The organism is Rathayibacter sp. PhB127 (genome assembly GCF_003751665.1).
In the GTDB taxonomy this organism is placed as follows: domain Bacteria; phylum Actinomycetota; class Actinomycetes; order Actinomycetales; family Microbacteriaceae; genus Rathayibacter; species Rathayibacter festucae.
In genome coordinates, this window is the sequence record NZ_RKHW01000001.1 from 88418 (window position 1) to 102619 (window position 14202).

The window sequence follows — 14202 nt, forward strand, 5'->3', positions numbered from 1 at the left end:
GGAGCCTGTGCCCAGCGTGCCAGGACCGGTCACACCCCTGCGCCCGTTCTCAGCGATCCGCGGACCCCCCTTCTGCGGGAACCGTCGGGACGGTCACCCGCCTGGGTGGGCTCGCCATCGGCGGCCGCGGATCTCAGGGTCGAGCGGAGAGGGCGGACGGCACCCTGCTCCGCTCATGGATCCAGTTCCGCAGCTCGGGGTCGATGTAGCCGGTCACGTCGATGAGATCGTCGTACCGCGCCGGAAGGTCCAGCGACCAGATCCGGTGGTGGTGCCCGATGCGATTGCGGAGGCCGCGCAGTCGAGCGACCGGCTCGCGAACAGTCGCTTGACTCCGATTCGGCGCGGAGGGGAAGGCAGCAGCGAGGTCGGGCCACAGCGCGATGCGGGCCTTGGACACCATCTGGTGCCAGAACCCGAAGGACACCTCGGAGATGACCTGGCCTGGGTCGATGGGCTTGCCATTTCGTCGAACGCGACCGATGGCGATGCTGACATCGGTGTAGGGCTGGCGGTGGCATCCGGGTCCGCGTGCGTCTCGCCCGAGCTCTCGCGCATCGTCGAAGACCCAGTGGCCGGTCCGATCTCTTCGGCGGTGGAGGAGGGCCATCCGTGCATCGATCGCGTTGCGCAGCCCGACCTCGAGGTGCCCCAGCGATTCCCAGAACGCGGCCGACGTGGTCACGTTCCACTCGTACAGTGCGCGAGCCCGATTGAGATCCCCCTCGGTCTCGGCCAGGTAGTGCCGGAGTCTGGCGGAGGAGAAGTGCTGCTCGTAGAAGGGCCACTCGCTCGCGTTGACCGGGATCACCTCGCCCTCTACACTCTTATCGAACACCCCGGAGCCGTCCCTGTAGCTCTCCCCGGAGAGCCGATCACACGACCGGGGTTCTGCCGTTAACGGGGTTCTGCCGTTGACGGGTCTGTGCCGTTAACGGGTCTGTGCCGTCAGCGGGTCTGTGCCGCTAGCGGATCCGTGCCGCTGACCGGTCTGAGCCGCTGCAGGGTCTGCGTCGTCAGCGGGTTTGAGCAATCGGCAGATCCACCGGCAAGAGATCCTGTCAGGGAGCGGCGGGCTCCTCGGCGTCGGCGCGGAACGTCGGGCTCACCCCGCCGGGCGGAGTCGCACCGTGGGCAGCGCGGCCAGTGCGCCGACCGCCGCCGCGCAGGCCGCCGCCGAAAGGGCGAAGACCAGCGGCAGGGCGAGCGCGTATGCCTCCACCTCGGCCGCGCCGGCCGAGACGAGTGCCGTGAGCCGCGCGGACAGCGCCGCGCCGTAGCCCACCAGCCCGACGGTGCCGCCGAGGGTGAAGAAGAAGACGATCGCGGCGCTCAGCGAGCCGGTCCGGCCGGCGGGCGCGACGGTCTGCGCCGCGAGCACGAGGTTCTGCAGCGTCGTGCCGAGGCCGGCCGAGAGCAGCAGAGCCCCGGTGAGCGCGAGCGGCAGCGGGGCGAGCGGCGCGAGGGCGAGGGCGACGTTGCCGAGCAGCATCGCGCCCGCGGCCAGCAGCAGCACGCCCTTCACCCGGCCGCGGCGCGTGACGGCGCGGCCGGCGGTGAACGACGCGATCACCGCGCCGACCGCCATCGGAGCGAGCAGCAGACCGGCGGGCGCGGGATCCATCCCGAGCCCGAGCTGCAGGTACTGGGTGACGAAGACCGAGCCGCCGAAGAGCGTCGAGCCGAGCAGGAAGGCGGCGACCGCGCAGACCAGGGGGACCCGCGCCACGAGCAGCCGCAGCGGGATGATCGGAGCGGCCACCCGCAGCTCGACGAGCACGAGCGCGACCAGCGCGAGCGCGCCGAAGCCGCCGAAGCCCAGCAGCGCGACCGCCCTCGAGCCCCCGCCGCCCGATCCCTCGCCCAGCAGCGTCAGCGCGATCAGCGCCGCGGGAACTCCGGTCGCGATCAGCAGCGCCCCGGCGTAGTCCGTGCGTCCGCCGCGTGGCGTGACCGGCAGCCGCACGTGCAGCGAGGCGGTCAGCACCACGAACGAGGCGACGGCCAACGGCAGCGCCACCACGAAGCACCAGCGCCAGCCGAGGGCCTGCACGACGACCCCGCCGACGATCGGGCCGAGGATGGTCGCCGAGGTCTGCAGGGCCTGGAGCGAGCCGTTCACCCGGCCCCGCTCGCGCAGCGGCACCAGCAGGGCGACGGCGGCCATCGACACCGCGGCGGTCCCGCCGAGGCCGACGCCCTGCAGCGCCCGCGCGGCGAGCAGCACCGCCGTCGAGGGGGCGAGCGCGGCGAGGACCGAGCCGGCGACGAAGACGCCGATCGCGGCCTGGAGGATCCGCTTCGGCGCGACGAGATCCGCGAGCCGGCCCCAGAGCGGAGTGGTCGCGGTGTTGCCGAGGATCGTGGCCGCGACCAGCCAGGTCGAGAGCCCGGCCGCGCCCTCCAGCGAGCGCATCACGGTGGGGACGCTCGTGGCGACGATGGTCGCGGAGAGCCCGGCGACGAACTGCGACAGCATCAGGCCGGTCAGCGGCCAGCGGACACCGCCCGTCACGACCTCACGCCGGTCACGCCGGTCACGCCGTCACGCCGGCACCGGAGCGCCCGCCGCGGCGAGCACGGCCGCGGTGAACTCCCGAGGCGCCCGCGCCGGGAACTGCCCGCTCACCGGCATCTCGACGACCCGGGTCCCCGGCATCCGGCTGAACTCGATCGGCACGTCGAGCGTCATCCGCGCCCACGGCGGCTGCAGCACGGTGAGCTCGACGCCCGCCTCGACCAGCGCCAGGTTGTCCGCCCACGTCTTCGCGCGGCCGCGGAACACCGCCGGGTAGATCGAGTTGTAGCGCTCGAGGTTGCCGAGGGTGTCCGCGACGCAACCGGCCAGCGCGCGCGGGTCGTCGGTGCCGTAGAGGCCGACGTTCTTGTCCCAGAGGTAGCGCAGCACGGCGCCGTCGGCCGTGACCGGCAGCTCGGGCGCCCAGTTCTGCGCCCAGTGCTCCATCGCCGCGGGCTCCGGCTCCTCGAGGGCGTAGAGCACCGCCCGCCGGACCCGGCCGGTGCCGAGCAGCGCGATCGCGATCGCCGTCGCGAGCGAGCTGCCCGTCTTCATCCCGACGGGGACGAACTCGCCGACCCCCAGCGCATCCAGGCCCTGCACCAGGATCCGGGCGTACTCGGCGAGCGGCTGGTCGGCGGGCGCCGAGTCGCTCTGGCCGAAGCCGGGGGTGTCGAAGGCGATCGTCGTGGCGTGCGCGCCGAGCGCGTCCAGCACCGGCTCGTAGACGGCGGAGGTGCGCGGCGACTCGTGCAGCAGCACGATCGCCGGTCCGCCCGAGCCGCTCCTGCGGTAGTGCAGCTGACCCCAGTCGGTGTCGACGTATCCGCGCATGGTGGTTCTCCTCGGAACAGGGATGGGAAGGAAGGACGGGGGCTTCAGAACTCGAGCAGGTTGTCGCGCAGCTGGTCGAACGAGTACTCGCGCCGGGTCAGCCCGCGGCGCTGCAGCTCGGGCACCAGGCCGTCGCAGATCTCGGCGATGAAGCGCCGGGTGACGCCGCTGGTCGAGATCAGGAAGCCGTCGCCGCCGGCGACGCGCATCATCTCCTCGAGCTGATCGGCGACCGACTCGGGGGTGCCCGCGATCACCGGCCCGTTGCCGACCCCGCGCGAGACGACCGCCTCGCGGAGCGTCCGCGTCGCGTTGCGGTTGACGAAATCGGTGAGCTGCTGCGTGCCGTTGGTGCGCAGATCGAGCGAGCCGAGCGGCACGTCCAGCGGCACCTGCGCGAAGTCGATGTCGGTCGACTTCGCCATCGCGGCCAGGTGCACCTCGATGTTCTCGGCGATGTCGTCGCGGCGCAGGCGCACCCGCTCCTGCGCCTCCGCCTCGGTCGACCCGACGATCGGCCCGACCCCGAAGAGCACCTTGATGTCGTCCGGGTCCCGCCCGAAGGAGAGCGCCGCGGCGCGCACCTTGTCGCGGTAGGCCTTCATGCCCTCGGCCGTCGCGTGGATCGCGACGATGGTGTCGGCGTACTTCGCGGCGAAGGCGATGCCGCGGGGCGAGCCGCCGGCCTGCGAGATCACCGGACGGCCCTGCGGCAGCGGGCCGGTGTTCAGCGGTCCGCGGGTCGAGTAGTGGCTGCCGCGGTAGTCCGCCCGGCGGACCTTGGTGTGATCGGCCCAGTAGCCGGTGGCGGGATCGGCGACCACGGCGTCCGGCTCCCAGGTGTCCCAGAGCGCGATCGCGGCCTTCAGGAAGTCCTCGGCGACGTCGTAGCGCGAGTCGTGCTCGCCCATGCCGTCGAATCCGTAGTTCTGCAGCGCGCGGTCGGAGGTGCCGGTCACCACGTTCACGCCCATCCGCCCGCCGGAGATCTGGTCGATCGAGGCCGACAGCCGGGCCAGCATGTACGGGTGGTAGGCGAAGGTGCCGGCCGTCGCGATGATCCCGAGCTTCTCGGTGGCCTGCGCCAGCAGGGTCGCGGTGACCATCGGATCCTGCCGCGGGGTCTGGAAGGCGTGCTTGAGGTAGAGCTCCATCGAGTCGCCGTAGCGGTCGCCGACGAAGGTGTTGTCCTCGATCAGCACGTAGTCGAAGCGGGCCCGCTCCATCGCCCGCGCGAGGTCGACGAAGATCTCGGCCTGCTGCCACTGCGTGCCGATCGCGCCGGAGAAGTCCTGCCCCCAGGCGGGGACGGAGGTGCCGTTGAGGAACCAGCCGAGGTGGAACGGCGCGACCATCAGAACGCCGCCAGGTTCGCCTTGAAGGTGGGCTCGTCGTACGAGGTGCGGATCAGGCCGCGGCGGCGCAGGGCCGGCGCGAGTCCGCTCGCGATCTCGTCGATGTAGCGGCGCGAGTGCGTGCGCACCGGCTCGCCGCGGACGAGGAACCCGTCGCCGCCGACCGCGTCGACGACCTCCTCCATCTGCTCGGCGACCGAGTCGGGCGTGCCGACGAGCTTCACCGACTCCGAGGACTGGCCGGTGAGCGCCTCGCGGATCGTCTTGCCCGCCGCGCGCTTCTTGAACGCCGCGAGCCCCGACTGGTGGCCGTTGGTCGACACGTCGTCGGGCAGCGGCTGGTCGAGGTCGAACTGCTTGAAGTCGACCTCGGTGGTGATCGACATGATGCCCAGCAGGGTCTCGATCTGGTCCTGGCTCAGCTCGTAGCGGCGGCGGGCGAGCTCCTCGGCGTCGGCCTGCGTCTCGCCGAGGACCGGCTGGATGATGTACATCACCTTCACGTCGTCCGGGTTCCGGCCGTGCCCGGCGGCGCGGGCGCGGATGTCGTCGCGGTACTCCTTCATCCCGTCCACGCCGCTGGGCTGCGAGAGCAGCACGTTGGAGTGCTTGGCGGCGAAGTCGCGGCCGGCGGGGGAGCCGCCCGCCTGGCAGAGCACCGGATGGCCCTGCGGGCCGGCCGGCAGGTTGAGCGGGCCGCGGACCTTGAAGTACTTGCCCTCGTGGTGGATGGGGTGGACCTTGGTGTGGTCCGCGAGCACGCCGGTCTCGCGGTCGGCGACGATCGCGCCGGGCTCCCACGAGTCCCAGAGCGCCTTGACAACCGTGACGTACTCCTCGGCCATCGCGTAGCGCTCGTCGTGCGGCAGCAGGTGGTCGAGGCCGTAGTTCTGCCCGGCGAGGTCCTCGGAGGAGGTGACCACGTTCCAGCCGACGCGGCCGCGGGTGAGGTGGTCCATCGTCGCCATCGTGCGGGCGAGGATGAAGGGCGGGTAGAAGCTGGTCGACATCGTCGCGATGAAACCCATCTTCGAGGTGTGCTGCGCGAGCACCGGCAGCAGCGGCACCGGGTCGCCCTTGGGCGAGTGCAGGCCGTGCTTGAGGTCGTTCTCGGTCGAGCCGCCGTAGGTGTCCGAGACGAGCGTCGAGTCCTCGAACATCATGAAGTCGAAGCCGGCCCGCTCGAGCTGGCGCGCCATGTCGATGTAGTAGTCGCCGTTCAGCCACGTCATCGGGGTGTCGGCCGCCCACGGGCTCTTCCACGCGGGCGTCTTGAACGGGGTGAACCAGGCGAGGTGGAACGGTGTGACCATCGGGCGGTCTCCTTCGAGGTCGTGGGTGGATGCGGTGCTGCCGGAGTGCCGCGGTTCTGGGCTTCTGAGGTTCTGGGCTTCTGGGCTTCTGGGCTTCTGCCGTCAGTCCACAGGGCGGAGATTTCGCCGCGGGAGCGGCGGGGTGCCGATCTGATTGCGCGCGGCTCCGGGCTCGCGATCGGGCTCTGATCAGGGCTTCTCGCTGTCGGCTGCCGCCAATACGCGGGCCCGGGCCTCGCCGTCCGAGGCGCTCGCGCGGCCCTCGCAGCCCTATCCGCCGCCCCGTCCCTCGCGGCGCCCGGATCGATCCGTCACGAACGGCTGCCCGGGGAGTGGGCGGACGACCGTTCCTGACCGATCGATCCGGGGGAAGGGGTGCAGGGGAGTGTGGGCGCTCAGACGGCGGCGGCGGCCTGCTCGGTGGACCAGGCGGCCGCCGCCGCGAGCTCGTCGGGGTCGACGGGCGCGGCCGCGGCGCCGCCGGGCTGGGCGGCGAGCCACTCCGAGGTCGCGACCGGCACCGGGTGCTTGTAGTCGCTCGTCACGGTCGTGTAGAGCGAGCCGCCGAGGCGGGCGACCGGCCGGTACTTCGCCACGTCGATCCGCCCGCGCTCGTCGAGGACCGAGTCGTCCGCGTGCACGGCGAGCACCTGACCGAAGACCACGTGCGCGTCGTAGACCTCGGTCTCGCGCAGCAGCACGCACTCGAGCGCGACCTTCGCCATCGCCAGGCGCTTCGGCGCGATCCGCACCGAGTCGACGAGCTCCAGGCCCAGCAGCGCCGCCTCGTCGACGGACGGCGGGGTGATCGCCGCCGTCGCGGTCTGCACCTCCGCCTGGCCCTCGGTGACCAGGTTGACCACGAACTCGCCGGTGGCGCGGATGTTCTCGTGCGAGTCCTTCTCCCCGGTGAACGAGATCATCAGCGTCGGCGGGTCCATCGTCACGAGGGTGAAGTACGAGAACGGGGCGAGGTTGCCGACGCCGTCCGCGCTCTCGGTGCCGATCCAGGCGATCGGCCGCGGCACCACCGCGTTCTTGACCATCCAGGTGAAGTCGTGGCTGCTGCCGGTGTCGTCGGCGAGGTACATGCGGGCTCCTCTTCTCTGCTCGTCTCTCGGATCGGCCGACGGCTACTGCCAGCTCGCCTCGCGCCAGTCGACGTGGCCGTCGGCGCGCGGAATCCAGTCCAGGCCCGGGGCGACCCCGTAGGTGCCGACGGTGTAGTCGATGTTCGCGAGGTGGGTCCGCTCGGCGTTCAGCGCCCAGATCTCGGCGATGACGGCGTTGCGGGCGTCGACGTCGACCGTCGCGTTGGCCTCGACGATCAGCGCGTCGACGTCCGGGTCGGAGAAGATCGCGTAGCCGGTCGGGCCGTAGAGGTAGTTCAGCGTGGTGGAGGCGTCCATCATCGACGGTGAGAACTGGGTGATGTACATCCCCGGGTGCGACTTCGACGAGGTCAGCAGAACGTAGGAGGAGTACTCCACGCCCTCCAGCTCGACCGTGATGCCCACCTCCGCGAGCTGCGAGGCGATGGCCTGCGCGACCTCGGCCGAGTTGGGCACGTTGCCGCCGGTCGGGTACTGGAAGGTGATCGCGCTGCCGTCGTAGCCGGAGGACGCGACGAGCTCCTCCGCCGCCGCCGGGTCGTAGGCGAGATCGGGCAGCTCGGCGTCGAAGCCGTTGACGTTCGGAGCGACGGAGGACGCGTTCGCGACCGTCGCGTAGCCGTCGTGGATCGTCTCGATGATCGTCTCGCGGTCGATCGCGAGGCTGATGGCGCTGCGCAGATCGGCGTCCGCGAGCGGCCCGCCGGAGGTCTCGTTGAAGCCGAGGTAGACGAGCTGGTTCGACTGGCCCTCGGCCACGGTGTAGCCCGAGCCCTCGACCGAGGCGACCTGCGCGGGGGTGATCGCGGTGAGGTCGATGTCGCCGGAGAGCAGGCCGTTCAGCCGAGCGTCGGCGTCGGCGATCGGCTCGACGGTGACGTTCGCGATCGCCGGCTCGCCGCCCCAGTAGTCCGGGTACGCGGCGAGCACGGTCGAGACGCCCGGGGTCCAGCTCTCGAAGGTGTACGGGCCGGAGCCGATCGGCGCCTCGGCGAAGCCGGCCGAGCCGACCGAGGTGTAGTACTCCTCCGGCACGATCGAGATGTAGTAGACCCGGCGGGTGAAGGCGGCGTCGCCGGCGGTCAGCTCGAAGGTGAGGTGGGTGTCGTCGACCACCGTCATGCTCGCGATGTTGTTCGTGTAGATCTTGTTCAGCGAATCCGGGGCGTCGATGACCGCCTGGAAGCTGAAGCGCACGTCCTCGGCGGTGACCGGGGTGCCGTCGCTGAAGGTCGCGTCGTCGCGGAGGGTGAACGTCCAGGTCTTCGCGTCCTCGCTCGCGGTCCACTCCGTCGCGAGGCGCGGCTGGAGGGCGCCCTCGCCGTCGACGCTCGTGAGCTGGTCGTAGACGGCGTGGAAGATGTTCGTCGAGTAGAGGCCGTTGTCGATCACGGGGTCGGCGTTCGCGAGGTCGCTGGGCTGGGCGACGACGATCGAGTCCTTCGCCGCGCCGGCGTCGCTCGAGGAGGCCGGGCCGCTGCAGGCGCTGAGCAGCAGGGCGAGCGCGGCGGCGGGGGCCGCGGCGGCGACGAGCCGGCGGCGGGCGCTGCGGCGGCGGGTGCGGCGGGGCTGCGTGCTTCGGGGCATGGAGGAGGGCCTTTCGTCGGAGGGCTGCGGCGCTGCGGAGGCGCAGGCGTGCAGTGCGGCGGTGCGGGCGGAGCGACGGTGCGGGCGGTGCTGGCTGATGGGACGGTGCGGTCCGGTGGGACGGTGCGCTGCGGACGAGCGGCGGTGCCGGCCGGTGCGTCAGGCGGCGGCGGGCAGGGAGCGCCGCCGGCGGGTCGGGTCGGGCACGGGGGCGGAGGCGAGCAGCGAGCGGGTGTAGGCGTGCTGCGGATCGTCGAAGACCGCGGCGGTCGGCCCGGTCTCGACGAGCAGGCCGCGGTGCATCACCGCGACGTCGTCCGCGAGCGCCCGGACGACCGACAGGTCGTGCGAGACGAAGAGGTAGGCCAGCCTGAGCTCGGACTGCAGGTCCGTGAGCAGCGCCATCACCTGCGCCTGGATCGAGACGTCCAGCGCCGAGGTCGGCTCGTCGAGCACGAGCACGTCGGGCTTGAGCGCCAGGGCGCGGGCGATGCCCACCCGCTGGCGCTGGCCGCCGGAGAAGTCGGCCGGCCGCCGCGACGCCGATTCGCGGGTCAGCCCCACCTGCTCGAGCACCTCGGCGACGCGGGCGGCCGAGTAGACCCGGTTGATCCGCAGCGGCTCGGCGACGATCTCGTGCACGGTCAGCCGCGGATCCAGCGATGAGTACGGGTCCTGGAAGACGGCCTGGATCGAGGCCCTCAGCGGTCGGCGGGCCCGGTCGCTCAGCTCGGAGACGACGGTGCCGCGGTAGGAGACCGAGCCGGAGGTCGGCTTCTGCATGCCCAGGATCGTGCGCACGAGGGTCGACTTGCCGCAGCCGGACTCGCCGACCAGCCCGAGCGTGCGGCCCGCCTCGAGGCGGAAGGAGACGCCGTCGACCGCGCGGAACGGCTCTGCCGAGCGGCCCCAGGCGCCGCGCTGCGGGAAGTGCACGCGGACGTCCGACACCTCGACGACCGGCTCGGCGTGCGGGTGCTCCACGGCGTGCACCACCGGCTCGACGGCGCGCGCCTCGCGGCCGGTGACCGGCAGGATGCTCGCGAGCAGCCGCTTGGTGTAGTCGTCCTGCGGGTCGCGGAAGACGTCGAGAGTCGTGCCGCTCTCCACGATCCGGCCCTGGTGCATCACCAGCACCCGGTCGGCGTTCTCGGCGACCAGGCCGAGGTCGTGGGTGACCAGGACGAGCGAGGAGCTCAGCCGCTCGCGCACCTCCTGCAGCACGCTCATCACCTGCGCCTGCACGGTCACGTCGAGCGCCGTCGTCGGCTCGTCGGCGATCAGCATCCCCGGCTCGTGGGCGATCGCCATCGCGATCATCACCCGCTGGCGCTGGCCGCCCGAGAGCTCGTGCGGGTAGGCGCGCAGCCGGCGCTCCGGGTCGGGCAGGTGGACCAGCTCGAGCAGGCGGAGCGCCTTGTCGCGGACCTGCGCGCGGGTCAGGCCCTTCTCGTGCAGAGTGATCATCTCGGCGATCTGCGTGCCGATCCGCATCACCGGATTCAGCGAGGTCATCGGGTCCTGGAAGATCATCGACAGCGAGCGGCCGCGGATCGAGCGCAGCGCCGCCTGATCGATCGTGCGCAGGTCGACGCCGCCGAGCAGGATCTCGCCGCCGGCAACCCGGACGCCCCGGGGCAGCAGGCCCATGGTCGAGAGCATCGTCATCGACTTGCCCGAGCCGGACTCGCCGACGATCGCGACCACCTCGCCGGGCAGCACGTCGAAGCCGATGCCGTCGACCAGGCGCACGGGCGCCTCCTTCGGGCCGGCCTCGATCACGAGGTCGCGGACGCTGAGGACGGGGACGCCGGGGGCGCCGGGGATGCCGGGGAGGGTGCTGGTCATGGTCTACTCCGCCTTCTGCGACTGGACGCCGGTGAGGCGCTGGCTCATGAACTGGAGCCCGGCCACGAGCATGAAGAGCATCAGGCCGGGGAGGATCGTGATCATCGGGCTGTCGCGGAGGTAGGTCTGGCCCTCCTCGATCATCCCGCCCCAGCTCGGGGTGGGTGCCTGGATGCCCAGGCCCAGGAACGACAGCGCCGCCTCCAGCAGCACGATCACGCCGAGGTCGAACGGCACCAGCACCGCGAGGGCCGGGATCACGTTCGGCACGAGGTGCTTGCGCAGGATCCAGCCGTGGGTGGCCCCGTGAGTCTTCGGTGCCCAGATGAACTCGCGCTCGCGCAGCGACCAGGCCGTGGCGCGGGCGACGCGGGCGTAGCCGACCCAGTTGGCGACGCCGATCACCACGATCAGCGTCAGCACGCTCGGGCCGATCGCCGAGACGATCGCGATCAGCAGCAGCATGATCGGGATGGCGAGCTGGATGTCCGAGAGCGCCGAGATGACGTTGTCGAGCCTCCCGCCGAAGTAGCCCGCGATCAGCCCGAGCGTCACCCCGATCAGCAGGTTGAGGGCCACGGCCGGCACCGCGATCGACAGCGAGACGCGGCCGGCGACGGCCAGGCGGGAGAGCATGTCGCGGCCCAGCGCATCGGTGCCCAGCAGGTGCGCCGGGTCGGCGAGCGGCAGGAGGAAGCGGGCGCGCAGGTCCTGCGTGTCCGGGTCGAAGAACGGCAGCAGCGGCACCAGCACGATGGTCAGCACCACGATCACGACCAGTCCGGTCGCGACGAAGAACGAAGCGCTGAGCGGTGCGCGACCGCCGGTGCCGGGCTGCGGCCGCCGGAACAGCCGGCGCACCCGCTGGATCGCGAGGATCTGGGTCGGCGTGACAGTGGTGGCGGGAGTCGTGACGGGCCTCGTGTCGGGCCTGCTGGCGGGGGCCGGGCTCACTGGAGTCTCACTCTCGGGTCGAGGGCGGCGTAGACGAGATCGACGAGGACGTTGACGACCACGAAGAAGAGCGCGATGACGAGGATCGCCGACTGCACCACGGTGTAGTCGCGGTTGGAGATCGACTGCATCAGCAGCTGCCCGACGCCCGGCCAGTTGAAGACCAGCTCCACGACGACCGTGCCTCCCAGCAGCGCGCCGAGGTTGAGCCCGGCGACGGTGATCACGGGCAGCAGCGCGTTGGGCAGCATGTGCCGGAGGATCACGACGCTGCGCCGCTGTCCCTTGGCGTAGGCGGTGCGGACGTAGTCCATCCGATACTGCTCGGCGAAGCCGGTGTCGAGCAGGCGGATGTAGAGCGCGAGCTCGAGGGTCGCGATGGTCACCGCGGGCAGGACGATCGACAGCGGCGAGTTGTTGCCGAGCGCCGGCAGCAGCCCGAGGCTCACCGCGAACACCATCACCAGCAGGATGCCGAACCAGAAGGACGGGATCGCCTGGCGGGCGCTGGCGAACCAGAGCACCGCGTTGCGCAGCCGCGACGAGTCGGACAGCTGCAGGATCAGCACCACGACGAAGGCCAGCACGAGCCCCAGCACGAAGCTGGTCAGCGCGAGCTGGAGCGTCGCGGGGAGGCGCTGCAGGACCAGCTCGAGCGAGGGCGTGCCCTGGCGCAGCGAGTCGCCGAAATCACCGGTGAGGGCGCCGGCGAGGAAGCCGGTGTACTGGAACAGCAGCGGCTGGTCGAAGCCGAGCGAGGCCGAGAGCCGCGCGACGTCCGCCTGGGACGCCTCCGGGCCGAGCAGCAGCGCCGCCGGGTTCCCGGAGAGGCGGACGAGGAAGAAGGCGACCGTCACGACTCCGAAGACCGTGACGAGGCACTGCACGAGGCGGCGCGAGACGAAGCGGAGCATGCGGTCTCCTTTCCGGGAGGGGTGATCACGGGGTCGACCTCAGTACAGCGGGCCGGTATTTCGGCACGGCGTCGTCACCGTCAACACTGCATTGCGCGTCGGTCCAGCATGGTGGAAACGGCGGCTGACCGGCTCTTCTCCGGAGGAGGGTCGTCAATTCGCCGGTGCCGGCGCGGCGGTGAAGCGCATCGCCGCCACCTCCGGGTCCTCGGCCCAGAGCGCCACGCGGTCGCCACGGTAGTGGCCGTAGGCGAGGAACTGCGGCACCCCGGCGGCGTCGCGCACGAGGGTCTCGCGGGTGAGGATCGCCGCGCCCTCCTTCAGGCCCAGGATGCGGGCGGTGCGCTCGTCGGCGTTGACCGCCTCCACGGTGGCCTCGACCTGGTTGCCGGGGGAGGAGCGGACGGTGTCGATGAACACGCGGACGGCCTCGTCCAGCGCCTCCCGGTCCGAGCGCGGTCCCGTCGCGTCGGCGATCGGGTGGTAGCCGACGATGATGCCCGCCGGAACGCCCTCGATCGAGACCAGCTGCTCGGCCATCACCACCCGGTCGCCGTCGAGCTCGAGGCGCTCGCGGATGTGCCGGTGCGCGATCACCTCGCTGACGTCGGTCACCTCGCAGACCATCTCGAGGCCGCCCGGGTGCTGCACCGAGTCGGCGCCCATCGCCCAGCCGCCGGTGGGCAGCAGCGAGAGCAGCGGCAGCTCCCAGATGCTGCCGACGACGTTGGTGCCGATCCGCTGTCGGCGGCGGATCAGGCCCTCGGAGCCGAGCTGCTGCAGGGCGCTGCGGATGGAGTTGCGGCTCATCATCATCGACATCACGAGGTCGTGCTCCTCGACGAGGTCCTTCTCGGTGATCAGGCCGCGGCGGATGCTCGCGCGCAGCAGCGCGTGCGCCCGGCGCGGGCTGCTCTGCAGGAGCTCGCGGATGCGGCGCTGGCTGCCCTCGCGAGCGCGTCCCAGGGCCTCTGCGAGCTCGAAGTCGTCGTCCACGGCGTGCCTCCTCAGGGGGCCGGAGTGCCCCGAATTCCCAACGTAGGTCGGCTTTCGCCCGGGCCGTCACGCGGGGGTTAAACCTGGGTTACAAGCGCGGGACCGAGGAGGCGGCGGCCAGGAGGTCCTGCGTGGTCGGGTACGCCCAGCGGAGGTAGGCCACCGGGATCCGGCTGCGCTCGGCGACCAGCTCGTGCGTCGCCTCCCGCTCGGCGCCGCTCTCGAGCAGCTCGCCGACCGAGCGCGCCAGGGCGGCGAGCCGGAGCGACTCGCGCTCCGCCTGCCGGCGCTCGAGATCGCGGGAGTCGAGGACCCGCCGCGCGCGCACCGGGAGCCGGCGGCCGCGGTGCGGGGGAGCCGACTCGCGCTCCCGCGCCCAGGTCCGGGTCGCCGCGACGTCGCGCCTCAGCTGCTCGACCAGCGCCTCGGCCCCGCGGTAGCGGCGCTGCGGCCGGAGCTTGGCGTGCAGCTCCACCCGGATCGCGTGCCCGTAGAGATCGCCGGCGTAGTCGAGCAGGTGCGCCTCGAGCAGGCGCTCGCCGTCGCGGCCGTAGAAGCTCGTGCGGCGGCCGACCGAGACGGCGGCGAGGTGCGTCGAGCCGTCCGTCTCGTCGATCACGGTGCCGGCGTAGACGCCGTCGGAGAGGCCGCCGACGTCCAGCGGGAGGTTCGCCGTCGGGAAGCCGAGCAGGCGGCCGCGCTGGTCGCCGGGGACGACGACGCCGGTGACGACGATCGGGGAGTCGGGGTGCGCTGCGCTCATGCCGTCAG

12 protein-coding genes are annotated in these 14202 nt (G+C 71.9%); all 12 read right to left on the reverse strand.

Annotation, left to right across the window (positions count from 1 at the left end):
- Positions 1-133 precede the first annotated feature (133 nt).
- On the reverse strand, positions 134-838 hold the full coding sequence (locus EDF22_RS00430) for a hypothetical protein (RefSeq protein ID WP_123701550.1): 705 nt from the start codon (positions 836-838) through the stop codon (positions 134-136).
- Positions 839-1105: 267 nt separating this feature from the next.
- The gene (locus EDF22_RS00435; RefSeq protein WP_123701552.1) at positions 1106-2515 is read right to left on the reverse strand and encodes an MFS transporter; all 1410 of its coding nucleotides are present in this window, start codon (positions 2513-2515) and stop codon (positions 1106-1108) included.
- Between the two features lie 30 nt (positions 2516-2545).
- Positions 2546-3352 carry an alpha/beta fold hydrolase gene (locus EDF22_RS00440; protein WP_123701553.1) on the reverse strand — a complete coding sequence of 269 codons (807 nt, stop codon included), beginning with the start codon at positions 3350-3352 and terminating at the stop codon, positions 2546-2548.
- 44 nt (positions 3353-3396) lie between these two features.
- Complete coding sequence (locus EDF22_RS00445) at positions 3397-4707, reverse strand: NtaA/DmoA family FMN-dependent monooxygenase (protein WP_123701555.1); 1311 nt, start codon at positions 4705-4707, stop codon at positions 3397-3399.
- Positions 4707-6020 (reverse strand): NtaA/DmoA family FMN-dependent monooxygenase, encoded by a 1314-nt coding sequence (locus EDF22_RS00450; protein WP_123444751.1) that lies wholly within the window; start codon positions 6018-6020, stop codon positions 4707-4709. Before EDF22_RS00450 ends, EDF22_RS00445 begins: the two co-directional genes overlap by 1 nt.
- Before the next feature lie 395 nt (positions 6021-6415).
- The gene (locus tag EDF22_RS00455; protein WP_123444754.1) at positions 6416-7111 is read right to left on the reverse strand and encodes a flavin reductase family protein; all 696 of its coding nucleotides are present in this window, start codon (positions 7109-7111) and stop codon (positions 6416-6418) included.
- Between the two features lie 42 nt (positions 7112-7153).
- Positions 7154-8719, reverse strand: a complete 1566-nt coding sequence (locus tag EDF22_RS00460) for an ABC transporter substrate-binding protein (RefSeq protein WP_123701557.1) — start codon at positions 8717-8719, stop codon at positions 7154-7156.
- A 159-nt stretch (positions 8720-8878) separates the two neighbouring features.
- Entirely contained in the window at positions 8879-10567 is a 1689-nt protein-coding gene (locus tag EDF22_RS00465; RefSeq protein ID WP_123701559.1) for an ABC transporter ATP-binding protein, read from the reverse strand.
- A gap of 3 nt (positions 10568-10570) precedes the next feature.
- A complete protein-coding gene (locus EDF22_RS00470; protein ID WP_166649570.1) occupies positions 10571-11521 on the reverse strand; it encodes an ABC transporter permease in 951 nt (316 codons plus the stop codon).
- Positions 11518-12435 (reverse strand): ABC transporter permease, encoded by a 918-nt coding sequence (locus EDF22_RS00480; RefSeq protein ID WP_123701563.1) that lies wholly within the window; start codon positions 12433-12435, stop codon positions 11518-11520. Before EDF22_RS00480 ends, EDF22_RS00470 begins: the two co-directional genes overlap by 4 nt.
- 153 nt (positions 12436-12588) lie before the next feature.
- Positions 12589-13431 (reverse strand): GntR family transcriptional regulator, encoded by an 843-nt coding sequence (locus EDF22_RS00485; RefSeq protein ID WP_123701565.1) that lies wholly within the window; start codon positions 13429-13431, stop codon positions 12589-12591.
- Positions 13432-13519: 88 nt separating this feature from the next.
- The gene (locus EDF22_RS00490) at positions 13520-14194 is read right to left on the reverse strand and encodes a riboflavin kinase (RefSeq protein WP_221180872.1); all 675 of its coding nucleotides are present in this window, start codon (positions 14192-14194) and stop codon (positions 13520-13522) included.
- Between the last annotated feature and the right edge of the window lie 8 nt (positions 14195-14202).